Annotated in this window: 13 protein-coding genes and 2 tRNA genes; 7 read left to right on the top strand and 8 right to left on the bottom strand. The window is 54.1% G+C overall.

Annotated elements, in window-relative coordinates:
• Positions 1-103: 103 nt before the first annotated feature.
• Both IEW12_RS22175 and cysS read right to left on the bottom strand, forming a co-directional pair.
• Entirely contained in the window at positions 104-751 is a 648-nt protein-coding gene (locus IEW12_RS22175) for a DNA-3-methyladenine glycosylase family protein (protein ID WP_229751279.1), read from the bottom strand.
• 5 nt (positions 752-756) lie between these two features.
• Complete coding sequence (gene cysS / locus IEW12_RS22170) at positions 757-2,148, bottom strand: cysteine--tRNA ligase (RefSeq protein ID WP_188568291.1); 1,392 nt, start codon at positions 2,146-2,148, stop codon at positions 757-759.
• Positions 2,149-2,358: 210 nt separating this feature from the next.
• Between cysS and IEW12_RS22165 the strand changes: the two genes are divergently transcribed.
• The 5 genes from IEW12_RS22165 (at position 2,359) to IEW12_RS22145 (ending at position 6,774) form a co-directional block, all read left to right on the top strand.
• A complete protein-coding gene (locus tag IEW12_RS22165; RefSeq protein WP_188568290.1) occupies positions 2,359-3,441 on the top strand; it encodes a nuclear transport factor 2 family protein in 1,083 nt (360 codons plus the stop codon).
• An 83-nt stretch (positions 3,442-3,524) separates the two neighbouring features.
• A complete protein-coding gene (locus IEW12_RS22160) occupies positions 3,525-4,700 on the top strand; it encodes a L,D-transpeptidase family protein (protein WP_188568289.1) in 1,176 nt (391 codons plus the stop codon).
• Positions 4,701-4,736: 36 nt separating this feature from the next.
• The gene (locus tag IEW12_RS22155) at positions 4,737-5,399 is read left to right on the top strand and encodes a peptidylprolyl isomerase (RefSeq protein WP_188568469.1); all 663 of its coding nucleotides are present in this window, start codon (positions 4,737-4,739) and stop codon (positions 5,397-5,399) included.
• Positions 5,400-5,466: 67 nt separating this feature from the next.
• The gene (locus tag IEW12_RS22150; protein WP_188568288.1) at positions 5,467-5,955 is read left to right on the top strand and encodes a peptidylprolyl isomerase; all 489 of its coding nucleotides are present in this window, start codon (positions 5,467-5,469) and stop codon (positions 5,953-5,955) included.
• A gap of 27 nt (positions 5,956-5,982) precedes the next feature.
• Positions 5,983-6,774, top strand: a complete 792-nt coding sequence (locus tag IEW12_RS22145) for a UDP-2,3-diacylglucosamine diphosphatase (protein ID WP_371874566.1) — start codon at positions 5,983-5,985, stop codon at positions 6,772-6,774.
• A gap of 25 nt (positions 6,775-6,799) precedes the next feature.
• Here IEW12_RS22145 and cysE read toward each other — a convergent pair whose 3' ends face one another.
• The 3 genes from cysE to rnr all read right to left on the bottom strand — a co-directional run bounded on the left by cysE (position 6,800) and on the right by rnr (position 11,025).
• Entirely contained in the window at positions 6,800-7,546 is a 747-nt protein-coding gene (gene cysE, locus IEW12_RS22140; protein WP_188568467.1) for a serine O-acetyltransferase, read from the bottom strand.
• Positions 7,547-7,677: 131 nt separating this feature from the next.
• A complete protein-coding gene (rlmB, locus tag IEW12_RS22135) occupies positions 7,678-8,424 on the bottom strand; it encodes a 23S rRNA (guanosine(2251)-2'-O)-methyltransferase RlmB (protein ID WP_188568287.1) in 747 nt (248 codons plus the stop codon).
• 99 nt (positions 8,425-8,523) lie between these two features.
• On the bottom strand, positions 8,524-11,025 hold the full coding sequence (gene rnr, locus IEW12_RS22130; RefSeq protein ID WP_188568286.1) for a ribonuclease R: 2,502 nt from the start codon (positions 11,023-11,025) through the stop codon (positions 8,524-8,526).
• 161 nt (positions 11,026-11,186) lie between these two features.
• On the opposite strand from rnr, the gene IEW12_RS22125 reads away from it, so the two are divergent.
• A tRNA-Leu gene (locus tag IEW12_RS22125) sits at positions 11,187-11,271 on the top strand.
• Between the two features lie 217 nt (positions 11,272-11,488).
• Positions 11,489-11,573: transfer RNA gene (locus IEW12_RS22120), tRNA-Leu, on the top strand.
• 231 nt (positions 11,574-11,804) lie between these two features.
• Here the strand turns inward: IEW12_RS22120 and IEW12_RS22115 are convergent.
• From IEW12_RS22115 to IEW12_RS22105, 3 genes are read right to left on the bottom strand one after another with little or no spacing between them, the layout of a single operon-like run.
• A complete protein-coding gene (locus IEW12_RS22115) occupies positions 11,805-12,350 on the bottom strand; it encodes a phosphoribosyltransferase (RefSeq protein ID WP_188568285.1) in 546 nt (181 codons plus the stop codon).
• Positions 12,351-12,375: 25 nt separating this feature from the next.
• Positions 12,376-13,689: an adenylosuccinate synthase gene (locus IEW12_RS22110; RefSeq protein WP_188568284.1), complete on the bottom strand. Its 1,314-nt coding sequence runs from the start codon at positions 13,687-13,689 to the stop codon at positions 12,376-12,378.
• A 3-nt stretch (positions 13,690-13,692) separates the two neighbouring features.
• Entirely contained in the window at positions 13,693-14,844 is a 1,152-nt protein-coding gene (locus IEW12_RS22105; protein ID WP_188568283.1) for an ATP phosphoribosyltransferase regulatory subunit, read from the bottom strand.
• Positions 14,845-14,852 lie beyond the last annotated feature (8 nt).

Raw genomic sequence — 14,852 nt, 5'->3', positions numbered from 1 at the left:
CCCTTCAAATTCAACACGAGTTGAAAAATAATGCTCTTTACTGCTGTAGTTAATACTTATTAATGCTTATATTGGTGCGCTGCCTGCTATTACCAGCCGCAGCCTAGCCAGCCTGGATGGGATCAAGGCTACGCCATAGATACCATGTTGCAACCGTGCGCCATGGCTCCCAGTTTGCAGCAACCTCGCGCGCATCGCTGCGTGAGACGGGCTCACCAGAAAAATAGTTGATGCTTATACCTTTCAGCAGACCTGGATCGTCCAAAGGTAAAATATTCGGCCGGAGCAGATTAAATATCAAAAACATCTCCGCTGTCCAGCGTCCGATGCCGCGAATCTGTATCAGCTCCGAAATAACGTCTTCGTCGCCCATCTCCGCCCATCTATCCACATGCAATCGTTTCTCTTTGAAATGATCGGCTAAATCAAGAATATATTCAGTTTTCCGCTTGGACAAACCGGCTGCAATCAGCTTCTCAGTCCCTAATTTTAACACCTGAAGCGGTACACATTTAGGGCAAAGCTCTAAAAACTGCTGCCACAGGGCATCTGCCGCCTTGCCAGAGATTTGCTGGCCGACAATAGAACGCGTCAGCGTAGTAAACGGCTCATCCCGACCTATCAGGTAAAGGTCTCCGAACTGAGGGATCAGCTTGCGCATGATACGGTCCCGCTTCATCAGCTCCAGCTTGGCATTTTCCCAATAGTCGGGAACCAATGCACGGGCGGCCGCATCCACGGGATTATCCATGGTGTTTATGCCCTGCGCCATTCAGTGATGCCACCAGCTTTGTCTTCAAGAATGATCCCGTCAGCGAGTAATTCATTACGGATGCGGTCAGACTCAGCAAAGTTTTTCGCCTTCTTGGCTTCTGCCCGCGCTTCAATTTTTGCCGCAATCATAACATCATATTTTCCATCCGCATCAGGTGTCGTTGCTCGCAGGAAATCCGTCGGCGTCCTTTGCAACAGGCCCAGCGTGGCAGACAGCATCCTTAACTGGCGGGCCAATTGCGGGGATTTACTCTTGTTGACTTCGCTGGCCAAGTCGAATAATACCGAAATTGCAATAGGTGTATTGAAATCATCCAGCATGGCGTCGGCAAAGCGCTGCGCGTGCGCTTCCTGCCAATCCAGAGGCTGCTCGTCGGCCGCGACATCCTTCAGGGCAGTATACAAACGAGTCAATCCCGTTTTTGCATCGTCCAGATGGGCATCCGAATAATTCAGGGGGCTGCGATAGTGCGCCCTCAAAATGAAGAAGCGCACCACTTCCGGATCATATTTTTTCAGTACATCGCGTATCGTGAAAAAATTGCCCAGGGATTTGGACATTTTTTCATTGTCCAGGCGAACAAAACCGTTATGCATCCAGTAATTGACGAAGGTATGCTGGTGCGCGCCTTCAGACTGGGCGATTTCGTTCTCGTGATGGGGAAATTGCAGATCCTGGCCGCCGCCGTGGATATCAAACTGCTCGCCCAGCAACTCGCCAGACATGGCGGAGCACTCTATATGCCAGCCGGGGCGGCCGGCGCCCCAGCGGGAAGCCCATTTCACCTCTTCAGGCTCGTTGTCCTTGGAGGCCTTCCACAATACAAAATCCAGAGGATCGCGCTTGCCGGTATTGACATCCACCCTCTCGCCAGCGCGCAGATCGTCCAGCGATTTGCCCGACAGCTTGCCATAGCCTTGAAAATCCCGTACCGAGAAATTGACGTCGCCGTCATCGGCCTTATAAGCCAGGCCGTTATCTTCCAGCTTTTGGATCAGGCTCAGCATTTGCGGCACATACTGGGTGGCACGCGGCGCGCGGTCTGGCGCCTGTACTCCCAGCGCCGCGGCATCTTCATTCATGTACTGGATGAAACGATCGGTCAGTTGGGAAATGGTCTCGCCGTTTTCCACTGCCCGCTTGATGATTTTGTCGTCAATATCGGTAATATTTCGCACATAGGTCACATCAAAGCCGGAGCTGCGCAACCATCTTTGCGCCATATCAAATACAACCATCACCCGCGCATGACCTATGTGGCAGTAGTCATATACTGTCATCCCACAGACGTACATACGGATTTTTCCAGGTTCGATCGGGGTAAAAACCTGCTTTTCTCGGCTTAATGTGTTGTATATTTTTTGCTGACTCATGAGCTGCGTAGTAATTGGATCCAATGTTTTTTGCGATGGCGGTTGCGCATCTTGCACATCTATCTTTCAGGCATGCATTCTATTGCGCCTCAAAAACCCTTTTGTGGGCACTTATTTGATAAGATGTCGCTTTTATTTGCAGTATAACATTGCCGACCCGATGTTCCCCCGTTCCTTAATGAAACGAAGCTTACACAAAACTCAATCGCCATGCGCCATATAATAAAAAACGCTTTTGTCGCCTTTGCATCATTATCCAGCCTGTCCCTGGCTCTGGTTGCGGCTCCGGCCATGGCAGACGATGCCGCCGATGCGGGAAAACTACTGCGTGCCGGACAATATAATGAGGCAATGCAGAAGGTAGACGCCGTGCTGGCCCAAAAGCCAAAAGACGCACAAATGCGCTTTCTCAAGGGTTTGATCCTGACAGAGCAAAACAAGACAACTGAAGCAATTACCGTTTTTTCAAAACTCACCGACGACTATCCCGACCTGCCTGAGCCCTACAACAACCTGGCGGTGCTATATGCCTCCACCGGGCAATACGATAAGGCGCGGGCATCGCTGGAAATGGCCATCCGGACCAATCCGACCTATGGCACTGCCCATGAAAACCTGGGCGATGTCTACGCCAAACTGGCAAGCCAGGCTTATGACAAGGCTTTGCAGCTCGATTCAGGCAATGCCGGTGCCAAACTCAAATTGACGATGGTGCGCAATTTGATCGGTAACGGCAGCGGCGGCACCAACCCTAAAACCATTGTTGCGCAGGCAGCAACGCCTGCTGCCAATGTAACGGCACCTGCGGCCAAACCGGCTATTGCCAGCGTCGCGCCGGTAAAAGCAAGCAAACCGGAGCCAGAGAAAACCAAGGCAGAAGCAAAAGCCGAGGCTAAAGCTGAAACCAAGGCTGAACCGAAGCCGGCAAAAACTGCTGTAGCATCCAATAGCGGCGAACAGGACGAAGTCCTGAAAACTGTGGATGGCTGGGCCAAAGCCTGGAGCAATAAGGAAACCAGTAGCTATCTGGCTTTCTACGGCAAGGACTTCCAAACTCCCAAAGGGGAGCCGCGTAAGGCCTGGGCCGATGAGCGCCGCCTCAGAATCGAGGGCAAAGGCCATATTACCGTCAAGATAGAGTCACCAGTGGTGAGCCTGGACGGCAACACAGCCACCGTAAAATTCAGGCAAATATATAGTTCAGATCAACTGACTGCCAATAGCCGCAAGACCTTGGTGCTTACCAAGCAAGACGGCAAATGGCAGATCAAGCAGGAGCGTGCGGGTAGCTGATGTTTCGTTTTGCTTTAAATTCGTTTCCGACGCGACTCAAGCTCGGAAAGCCGGTTGTTTGCGCTTTTTTCCTGTTATTGACGATGGCGGCTCTGCCGTCATCGAACGTCGGCGCAAAAACCCGTACGGCACTCCCCAACCCGGAATCTGGCCAGGCCCTTCCCAATCCAGACGCACTGCTGATCGAAGTCTATAAAAGCCTTTCCGCCAACAACCTGCGCCTGGCGCAGGCCAAGGCCGATGAGCTGGTGGAGGCCTATCCGCATTTCCAGTTGGGCCATCTGATACGCGGCGACTTGCTGCTGATGCATACGCAGCCGGTAACGGCGTTCGGCGCAATCAAAAATGCACCGGCCGACAAGCTCAAGGATTTGCGAGACGAAGCGATGGTGCGCATCAAATCGATCTCGCAAAAACCAGATCCCAGCCTGATCCCGCGCGCGATACTGCAATTGCGCGACGACCAGAAACTCGCGCTGGTCGTGGATGCCAAAAAATCCAGGCTTTACCTGTACGAAAATAACGGCGGTCAACCCAAGTTTGTGACCGACTACTATGTCAGCCAGGGACGGTTCGGCATCAATAAAAGTAGCGAAGGCGACCAAAAGACGCCAATAGGCATCTATTACATTACCAGCCGTCTGGCCGGCGCCAAACTGCCTGATTTTTACGGGCCCGGCGCCCTGCCGATCAATTACCCGAATGAGTGGGATAAGGTGAACGGCCGTAGCGGCTCCGGCATCTGGTTGCATGGCATGCCTTCTGCCAACTTTAGCCGCCCTCCTCTGGCGTCGGATGGATGCGTGGTGTTGACCAATCCGGATTTTCTCAAAATTTCCGCCGCTGTGGATGTCGGCAAAACGCCGGTGATCATCAGCGAACAGGTAGAATTCGTCAGCAAGGCAAAATGGAATAGTGAAAAGCAGGTTGCGAACAAATTGCTGGATGACTGGCGCCTGGACGCGGAGAGCGCCGACGCCAACCGCATACTGGCCAACTATTCCCGCAATTTCAAAAATGCACAGGGCGACAATATCAACGCCTGGTTCAGCAAGCAGCAGCAATTTGATGCCCAGCATCATCCATCGATCAAGCTGAGCGATGTGACGCAATTCCGGTATCCGGGCAAGGACGAGTTGATCGTCTGTACTTTCACCCAGGAAACCACTGTAGGCAAGAGCAAGAGCAGCATCCGCAAGCGTCAATACTGGATGAAAGAAGCTTCAAGATGGAGAATCATCTATGAAGGCCTGGTTTAAACTAGTTTCCACCGACTAAAGGATAAAAGAAAAATGATGACAATTACCCGTCGCCGCATTCTGGCCGCCATATTGGCAAGTTCGACACTGGCATTGAGCTCCCTGGCAATTGCAGCCGACAATCCGAAAGTGGAATTGAAGACCAATATGGGCAACATCGTATTGGAACTGTATCCGGAAGCAGCTCCCAAGACTGTCGACAATTTTCTGCGCTATGTAAAAGCCGGCCATTACAAGGGCACCATCTTTCATCGCGTTATCAATGGCTTCATGGTGCAAGGCGGCGGCTTTGACAAGAACATGAAGGAAAAACCGACGCAAAAGCCGATCGCATTGGAAGCTCGCTATGCACTCGATAAAGGCTTGAAGAACGATATCGGCACGGTCGCCATGGCGCGCACCAATGATCCCAACTCTGCCACCGCCCAGTTCTTTATCAATGTGGTAGACAATGACTTCCTGAACCACCAGATATTGCCTGAAGGCGACCCGGTTGAAGTAACCCGCCGCGGCACCACAAAGACATTGCCGCGCTCGCAGGCATTGCTGGCTACAGCCGGTTACACCCCATTCGGCAAAGTGATTGAAGGCATGGACGTCGTTGAGAAAATCAAGGCAGTCGAAGTCAAGGATGCCGGCGAAATGCAAAATGTGCCGGTCAAGCCTGTGATCATAGAATCAGCCAAAATCATCAAATAATATACAATTCACTTCGAATTCAATTCGTTTAGCTTATTTAGCTCATTAACTCTGAAGGACACATATCATGGCCGTTATCCTGACCACCAACCACGGAAACATCAAAATCGAACTGGACGCTGAAAAAGCGCCTAAAACCGTGGAAAACTTTCTGGCCTATGTAGAGTCCGGTCACTACAACGGCACCATTTTCCATCGCGTTATCGATGGCTTCATGATCCAGGGCGGCGGTTTCGAGCCAGGCATGAAACAAAAAGCAACCAATGCGCCTATCGAAAACGAAGCCAAGAACGGCCTGAAAAATGCCCGTTACACACTGGCAATGGCACGCACCGGCGATCCGCATTCTGCCAGCGCACAATTCTTCATCAACACCCAGAACAATAGCTTCCTGGACTACCCAGGCCAGGACGGCTGGGGCTACTGCGTATTCGGCACCGTGACTGAAGGTACCGATGTTGTAGACAAGATCAAGGCAGTTAAAACGACACGCACCGGCATGTTCCAAGATGTGCCAGTTGAAAACGTCGTCATCGAAAAAGCAGAAGTAGTATAAGCATCAGGCATCTTTGATACCGAGATAGTGCATACCCTGCCCAATCAAGCAAAAGCGCAACCGAAACTGGTTGCGCTTTTTGCTTCAGACATCCATTTGACGCCGTCATTACCGGCAACGACCGATGCTTTTTTTGCCTTCCTGCAGCAGGCCAGACAAGCCGAGCAGCTCTATTTGCTGGGGGACTTGTTTGAATACTGGGCTGGAGACGACGATATTTCCACGCCATACAATCAGCAGGTCGTCGACGCGATACGCGCCGTCAGCGATGCGGGCACCGAAGTGTTCTGGATTGCGGGCAACCGCGATTTTCTGATCGGGAAAGATTTTGCTGCAGCAACCGGTGCGCACCTGCTGGAAGACCCTAGCGTTATCGGCATTGCAGGCCAGCAGATCGTCATCACGCATGGCGATGCACAGTGCACTGATGATGCAGCTTACATGGCGTTTCGCGCCCAGGTCAGGCAGGCCAAGTGGCAGTCGGACTTCCTGTCTATGCCCCTGGCGCAACGCAAGGCCATCATTGAGGGCTTGCGCAAGGATAGCAAGACCGAGCAAAAAGAAAAAACAGTTGCCATCATGGATGTCAATCAAGCGGCCATCGCAAAACTATTTGCGGATAGCAAGGTGCAGATCATGATACACGGGCACACTCACAGACCTGCCCTGCATCAATATCCTGACGGCCTGCAACGCTACGTGCTACCGGACTGGGAATGCGATAGCGAGTCCCAGCGCGGCGGCTGGCTGGCCATCTATGACAACGGCGACATAGTCAGGCACGCACTGGACGGCAAGGCCGTCACAGCACAGAACTAGGGCCTGCCGGCACTGGAAGCCTGGCTTAATCTACCAGGCTATTGATTTGATCAGGATCCAGCGTGCCGGCTTTCGCCTTGGCATCACAGACTATGCCTGCAGCCGACAACGCAGCGCTCAATTTTTCTATCTGCTCCTGCTGTGCCGCTGCATGGTCTATCAGCTTATGCAAGACCTTGGAAACCGGGTCGTCGCCATTGGCGGTCACGCCGTAGGCGGTAAATAACTGAGCAGGACTGCCATCGGCGGCAGCGGCCTCTTTTTTCACTACATGGGCCGGATTGCCGACCGCAGTGGCTCCGGCAGGCACAGGCTTGACCACGACCGAGTTGGAGCCTATCTTGGCACCCGCCCCTATCGTGAACCCACCCAGCACCTTGGCCCCGGCACCAACGATGACACCCTCTTCCAGGGTAGGATGGCGCTTGGCGCCCTTGGACAGCGAGGTGCCGCCCAACGTCACGCCCTGATAGATGGTGCAATCATTGCCGATTTCAGCGGTTTCACCAATAACCACGCCAAAGCCGTGGTCGATAAATACCCTGCGCCCTATCGTGGCACCCGGATGTATCTCTATGCCGGTAAACACCCGTGCCAGATGCGACACAAAGCGGCCCAGCCATTTAAAGCCGTGCCTCCAGTACCAGTTGGCCCAGCGGTGCATCATGATTGCGTGGAAGCCAGGGTAACAGGTCACAACCTCCCAGGCATTACGGGCGGCAGGATCTCGCTGGATGATGCTGGCTATATCGTCACGCAAACGGCTGAACATGGAAATAGAAATGAGAAAATCGGACAAGCATATTAGCGCGTTCGCGGAAAGCTTGCTGGCGCGCCCGAATATACCAAAACCGTGCCAAAACCGGCCCGCGCTTGATGCGCAGGCCAAGGGCGGCTATCTAATTATGGACGTGGCAGACGCTGCCTGCGCGCTTCATACAGACAGACGCCGGAAGCAACAGAAACGTTAAGGCTTTCAACTGAACCGAACATAGGGACGCTGACCAGCAGATCGCAGGTTTCGCGCGTCAGGCGGCGCATGCCCTCGCCTTCAGAGCCCATCACCAGTGCGCTGCCGCCAACGCCGGTGAAATCGACGTCATAGATATTTTTTTCCACTTCGTCGGTAGTGCCGACCAGCAAAATGTCGCGCTCTTTCAGTTCACGCAGCGTGCGCGCCAGATTGGTCACCGTGATATACGGTACTGTTTCAGCAGCACCACTGGCTACCTTGGCGGCAGTGGCATTCAAGCCCACTGCCCTGTCCTTCGGCGCAATGACCGCATGCGCACCGGCGCCGTCAGCAACCCGCAGGCAGGCGCCCAGGTTGTGCGGATCGGTAATGCCGTCCAGCACCAGCAGCAACGGAGGGCCTTCGATGGCATCCAGCAGTTCGTCCAGATTGCGCGCCAGCGACAACTCACCCGCCTTGGCTACCACACCCTGGTGGCGGCGCGTACCGACGATGTTCGACAGGCGCTGGTCGTCCGCCTGGATGATGCGTACACCAGCAGCCTTCGCCGCATGCAGCAGTTCCTGCATACGGCCATCCACGCGGCCGGAATCGACATAAATCTCTTCAACCGATGAAGCTTCATGGCGAATACGGGAAGTCACGGCGTGGAAGCCGAAAATCATTTTACTTTTCATTTTTACTCTTCACTATCTTGCACTATCTTGATTACTTGCTGCTAACAACCAGGTGTTACCAACTACTTTACGCTGCATGAATACACGCAATGCACATTACTAACGTTTCTTTTTTCCGGTCCGGGATACTGCCGCCTTGGTCGCACGCTTGCCGACCGGCGTATTGGCAGCAGGCTGACGCACGGATTTGGCAGGCGCCGCTTTGGAGCGGCTTCTGGACGCGCCATTTCCGCCGCTTTTTTCCTTGGCCTGCACTGCGCCCTTGACCGGTTTAGCCGCGACCTTGCCCGCTGGCTTGGCACCCGGTTTGATGCCGGCTTTGCTACGCTCGCCTGCCGGCGAGCGCGCATCCACGGCCATTGGCGGACGTATGCCCGTTGGCTGCACGATGGACAAATCAATTTTGCGCGCATCCAGATCCACCCGGCTGACCTCTACAGTCACCCTGTCGGTCAACTGATAACGCTTGCCGGTACGCTCACCGCGCAATTCATGGCGGGCGTCATCGTACTGGAAGTAATCAGCCCCCAGCTCGGTCACATGGACCAGGCCTTCGATATAGATATCATCCAGTTGCACAAAAATACCGAATTGCGTCACGCCGGAAATGGTGCCGGTAAATTCTTCGCCTATCTTGTTGCGAATGAAATAGCACTTCAGCCAGGCTTCCACATCGCGCGAGGCCTCATCTGCGCGGCGCTCATTGGCGGAGCAATGCACACCCAGCGCATCCCAGATCGTCAGGTCTTTTTCCGGTTTTTTCTTGCCTGCCGCCTTGTCCAATATCTGCTGCTTGCGCGCTGCATTGGAGATAGTCGTATTCAGCAGGCTTGGATCTATACCTTTGGGCTCATACTTCTTGCCCTGCAGGATGGCCTTGATGGCCCTGTGCGTCAGCAGATCGGGGTAGCGGCGTATCGGGCTGGTGAAATGCGCATACGCATCATAGGACAAGCCAAAGTGGCCGATATTGTCCGGGCTGTAGACGGCCTGCTGCATGGAGCGCAGCAGCATGGTCTGCAGCAAGGGCGCGTCCGGCCTGCCCTTGATCTTTTTCATCAGCTCGGCATAGTCCGACGCCGACGGTGCATCACCGCCGCCCAGATGCAAGCCCACCTGCTTCAGGAAATTCCTGACCTGCGTCAACTTTTCCTTGGTCGGGCTGGCGTGGATACGGTAAGTACCAGGATGCTTGTACTCTTTCAGCAAGTCGGCTGCGCACACGTTGGCAGCCAGCATACATTCTTCAATCAGTTTGTGCGCATCATTGCGGGTGCGCGGCAGGATTTTTTCTATCTTGCCGGACGGATTGCAAACGATATACGTTTCTGTCGTTTCAAAGTCGATCGCACCGCGCACATGGCGGGCGCGCAGCAAGGCATGAAACACCTCATACAAGTTCAGCAAATGCGGCACCAGCTTCAGGCGCTTGTTGGCTTCCGGTCCCTTGGTATTACCGAGGATGGCGGCTACTTCCGTATAGGTGAAGCGTGCGGCGGAATGGATTACAGCCGGATAAAACTGGTAGGCAGTGACTTCGCCGTCCGCTGTGATCACCATATCGCAAACCAGCGTCAGGCGATCGACGTCAGGGTTCAGCGAACACAAGCCGTTGGATAATTTCTCAGGCAGCATGGGTATCACGCGGCGTGGGAAGTACACCGAGGTACTGCGCAACAGCGCATCGTGATCCAGCGCGTCGTTCGGCTTCACATAGTGGCTGACATCGGCAATCGCTACCAGCAGACGATAACCCTTGCTGCGCCCTACCTTGACCGTCTCACAATACACGGCATCATCGAAATCGCGCGCATCCTCGCCGTCTATCGTGACGAACGGAATGTCGCGCAGATCCACCCTGTCTTCCAGGTCTGCAGGACGAATCTGCGAGGGCAGTTTTTCAGCGGCTTTTTTTGCCTCCGCAGTAAACTCATGCGGCACACCGAATTTCCTGACCGCGATCTCGATCTCCATCCCGGGATCATCCACATCACCCAGCACTTCCACGATCTTGCCTACTGCCTGTGCGTACTTGGTCGGCTGCTCAGTCAACTCCACGCTGACGATCTGCCCCGATTTGGCCTTGCCGGGCGATCCCGCCAATAGAATGTCCTGGCTGAAGCGCTTGTCTTCAGGAGCGACGATCCACACACCGTTTTCATTCAACAAGCGGCCTATTACGTGGGTATTGGCGCGATCCAGTATCTCAACGATGCCGCCCTCCAGGCGTCCGCGCCTGTCGGTGCCCACGATGCGCGCAGTGACCTTGTCGCCATGCAGCACGCGCTGCATCTCACGCTCTGGCAGGAACAGGTCTTCGCTACCGTCATCCGGTATCAGGAAGCCGTATCCGTCGCGATGGCTGTTGACCCGACCGATGATGAAACTGTCTTGATTCGCCAGGACATACTGACCTGCCTTGTCCTGCTTGATCTGACCATCTCTTTCCATCGCGTTCAGTCGTCGCACCATGCCATCAAACTCCTCAGGCTTGACGCCCAGTTTGCCTGCAATCGTTTCCACCGTCTGCTTGCCTTTGGAGGTGCGCAGGATGCCGAGAATTTCCTCGCGGCTGGGAATGGGGTATGAATGTTTATTCAAAAGCGGAAAGTATTCTCTATAGTTGAAATTCATGCCGCACAACAGAGGCGCGACATTGCTTAGTTTACCGGACAGCGCAGTAATCACCTAACAATTCTTGTTTTATTACAAGTAAATCCCTTGACATCCTCTGCAGATGGTCTATAATGTTGTTCTTCGCTGCCCACGTGGCGGAATTGGTAGACGCGCATGGTTCAGGTCCATGTGTCTTCGGATGTGGGGGTTCGAGTCCCTCCGTGGGCACCACAATTTAAAAGCCCGTTGATTCTTCTGGATCAGCGGGCTTTTTCATTTCCGCAATGATTTTACCTTCAATTTCCAGATAGCGAACATCGGATGCCAAGTCTTTCATCCGCAGACCGCTTCAACACTGCCAAATTTTCGTGCGGCCATCACGAATTTGCCCTCCTTGAAAATACTTGTAGACGTTTGCAAAAATTAGTATATAATCTTGCCTTTCGTTGCCCACGTGGCGGAATTGGTAGACGCGCATGGTTCAGGTCCATGTGCCTTCGGGTGTGGGGGTTCGAGTCCCTCCGTGGGCACCAGCAATACTGAAGACCCGTTGATTGTTAAAGATCAACGGGTCTTTTCTTTTGTGTCCACAAATCTGTGAACAGCCCAGCCTGAATACACTGCCCCGCCATATCGCCGGCAGGAATCACACCCCACCCGCACCCCATCCGCATCCCATCCATCAAGAGCAAAAAGCGCAATTCAAAATACGCACCCAGAAACAAAAACGGAAGCAAATTTTCATTCGCTTCCGTCTATTGGCATTACTCTTGCGCCGCGCCTTTTTTCAGCCAGGCATTCAGTTGATGCGGCCTGATGCTGTCGTACTCTTCAAACGGCTGATGTATCCACGGATTGCTCGGCAGATAGTCCAGATAGTAGTCGGGCTTGATTGACGAACATCCCTTGCACCAGATGACCGCAGATTTTACATCGGTCACAGCAGGGAAATTTTCACGCAGATGATGCAGCACTTTTTCCAGCGTCACGCCAGAATCGACCAGATCGTCCACTACCAGCACTTTGCCTTCCAGTGCACCCTTGGTCATCGAAATGTACTTGCCGATGTCCAGCTGGCCTTGCACGGTACCGGATTCTTCGCGATAAGAGCTGGTCGACAAAATCGCCAGCGGCACATCGAATATACGCGAAAAAATATCGCCCGGGCGAAGGCCGCCGCGAGCCAGGCACAGTACCTGGTCAAACTTCCATCCGGATTCATGCACCTTCGAAGCAAGCTGCTCTATCGAACGATGATAGGCATCCCAGCTAACCCACAAGTGCTTATCATCTGAAACTGGCGTATTCATACTCTACCTTCTTTTTCTTTCTGGCTTAAACAAACGGATGGCGTAAAACGATAGTCTCTTCACGGTCTGGACCGGTCGAGATCATGTCGACAGGGGCGCCGACCAACTCTTCAATACGCTTGATGTAATTACGGGCTGCGAGCGGCAAGGCATCCAGGCTCTTCGCGCCAACGGTAGTTTCAGTCCAGCCCGGCATTTCTTCATACACAGGCACGCAGCGAGCCGCCTCTTCCGCGCCCACAGGGAAGATATCGACAGCTTTGCCGTCTACGGTATAACCGGTGCACAGCTTCAGCGTTTCCAGGCCGTCCAATACGTCCAGCTTGGTCAGGCACATGCCCGACACGCCATTGATCTGCATAGAACGCTTCAGCAAGGCTGCATCGAACCAGCCGCAACGGCGGGCACGGCCTGTGACGGTACCGAATTCGTGGCCGACGCTGGCCAGATGCTTGCCGACGCCCTGGTCGGTAGGCAATTCGGATGGGAAAGGACCGGAACCTACACGTGTCGTGTAAGCCTTGGTAATGCCCATGATGTAATGCAGCATGTTAGGGCCAACGCCGGAACCTGCAGCCGCATTACCGGCCACACAGTTGCTGGAAGTAACAAACGGATAGGTGCCGTGATCCACGTCCAGCAAGCTGCCTTGTGCGCCTTCAAACAACAGGCTGGCGCCTGCCTTGTGTGCGGCGTACAGGTCGCTGGACACATCCGACACCATAGGGCGCAGACGTGGGACCAAGGCCAGTGCATCGTCCAAGGTTTTCTGGTAATCGACAGCCGGCGCCTTCAGGTAATTGGTCAGCACAAAATTGTGGTAATCCAGGTTTTCTTTCAGCTTCTCGGCAAAGCGCTCGGCATTGAGCAAGTCGGCAACGCGGATAGCGCGTCGTGCAACCTTGTCTTCATACGCAGGGCCTATGCCCTTGCCTGTAGTACCGATCTTCGCAGCACCGCGGGCCGCTTCACGCGCAGCATCCAGCGCCGTGTGGTAAGGCAGGATAATCGGACAGGCTTCCGACACTTTCAGGCGGGAAGCAACCTCCACGCCGACAGCTTGCAGCTTGTCGATTTCACGCAGCAGATCCGGCACGGACAATACGACACCGTTACCGATATAGCAGGCCACGCCGGCACGCATGATACCGGAAGGTATCAATTGCAATGCAGTCTTTTGACCACCGATCACCAGGGTATGGCCCGCGTTATGTCCGCCCTGAAAACGCACGACACCTTGCGCGTGATCCGTCAGCCAGTCGACGATTTTACCCTTGCCTTCGTCGCCCCATTGGGTACCAATGACAACGACGTTTTTTGCGATTTTATTTTGTGACATCACTCAGCCTACGTTTTTAAGAATCCAGTTACCACCATCAAATACGACTGCCCTATTACAGTCAAATTCGTCCTGTTCATTATCATGTCCCGGCAAGCTCTGGATGACAATTTCGCCCGCCTGACGGAGTTCTACAATTTTTTGACGCAGAGCCTCGTCCCTGCCCCACGGGGCCAGGATCGCATCCTTGCGCTCAGCCAGCGGCATCAGCCTTGCCAGCTCGCGCAGGTCCAGCGAAAAGCCGGTCGCAGGGCGCGCCCTGCCGAAGGCTTCGCCCACATGATCATAGCGGCCGCCGCGTGCTACCGCATTTGGCAAACCGGGCACGAATGCATTAAACATTACCCCGCTATGATAGTGGTAACCACGCAGGTCAGCCAAATCTATCGTGACTTGTGCACTACCTGCCAATTTAACCAGGTACTCCAGTTCATCCAGTGCCGTTGCAATTCCATCAAGCTGCGGCAAAATCTGGCGCGCGCGCTGCAATACGGAAATATCGCCATACAGGCCGGGCAAATCCAGCAAGGCCTGCCGGACCACCGGCGAGAAACCCTCAGAAATCAGGTCCAGCGCCGGAATGTCTTTCGCTTGCAATAATGCAAACAGGCTGGCCTCATGCTTTTTCGCTACCGGGTCGCTGGCCAGCAAGGCGCGCAGGACGCCCACATGGCACAGATCCAGCCTGACTTCAGAGATGTTTGCCAGCGCCAGCGAAGCCAGCACCAGTTCCTGGATCTCGGCATCAGCCTCCAGGCCCGCATGACCGTAAATCTCGGCGCCTATCTGTATAGGCTCGCGAGTGGCATGCAAGCCGGAAGGACGAGTATGCAATACACTTCCGGCATAGCAAAGACGCGTGACTGACGAACGGTTCAGCAAGTGGGCGTCTATCCTCGCCACCTGGGTCGTCATATCGGCGCGTACGCCCATGGTGCGGCCGGAAAGCTGATCCACCAGCTTAAAGGTGCGCAAATCCATGTCCTGGCCGGCGCCGGTCAATAGCGACTCCAGGTATTCCAGCATGGGCGGCATCACCAGTTCATAACCATACAGCCTGAAATTATCCAGGAGTACACGTCGCAACTCTTCTATCTTGCGCGCTTCGGACGGCAAGACATCGGCGATATTTTCAGGTAAAAGCCAATTCGGCATGAGAATAA

It is taken from the genome of Parundibacterium terreum (genome assembly GCF_014636315.1).
GTDB classification, from domain to species: Bacteria; Pseudomonadota; Gammaproteobacteria; order Burkholderiales; family Burkholderiaceae_D; genus Undibacterium; species Undibacterium terreum.
The sequence above is the reverse complement of the archived record's forward strand: the minus strand, read 5'-3'. Positions and strand labels throughout refer to the sequence as shown.

What these genes read in the sequence shown, in the direction of transcription:
- IEW12_RS22155 (WP_188568469.1), top strand. Translation starts at nt 4,737, where the DNA reads ATGACAATTACCCGTCGCCGCATTCTGGCCGCCATATTGGCAAGTTCG.
- IEW12_RS22160 (WP_188568289.1), top strand. Translation starts at nt 3,525, where the DNA reads ATGGCGGCTCTGCCGTCATCGAACGTCGGCGCAAAAACCCGTACGGCA.
- cysS (WP_188568291.1), bottom strand. Translation starts at nt 2,148, where the DNA reads ATGAGTCAGCAAAAAATATACAACACATTAAGCCGAGAAAAGCAGGTT.
- IEW12_RS22110 (WP_188568284.1), bottom strand. Translation starts at nt 13,689, where the DNA reads ATGTCACAAAATAAAATCGCAAAAAACGTCGTTGTCATTGGTACCCAA.
- IEW12_RS22150 (WP_188568288.1), top strand. Translation starts at nt 5,467, where the DNA reads ATGGCCGTTATCCTGACCACCAACCACGGAAACATCAAAATCGAACTG.
- IEW12_RS22105 (WP_188568283.1), bottom strand. Translation starts at nt 14,844, where the DNA reads ATGCCGAATTGGCTTTTACCTGAAAATATCGCCGATGTCTTGCCGTCC.
- IEW12_RS22165 (WP_188568290.1), top strand. Translation starts at nt 2,359, where the DNA reads ATGCGCCATATAATAAAAAACGCTTTTGTCGCCTTTGCATCATTATCC.
- cysE (WP_188568467.1), bottom strand. Translation starts at nt 7,546, where the DNA reads ATGTTCAGCCGTTTGCGTGACGATATAGCCAGCATCATCCAGCGAGAT.
- rlmB (WP_188568287.1), bottom strand. Translation starts at nt 8,424, where the DNA reads ATGAAAAGTAAAATGATTTTCGGCTTCCACGCCGTGACTTCCCGTATT.
- IEW12_RS22115 (WP_188568285.1), bottom strand. Translation starts at nt 12,350, where the DNA reads ATGAATACGCCAGTTTCAGATGATAAGCACTTGTGGGTTAGCTGGGAT.
- IEW12_RS22175 (WP_229751279.1), bottom strand. Translation starts at nt 751, where the DNA reads ATGGATAATCCCGTGGATGCGGCCGCCCGTGCATTGGTTCCCGACTAT.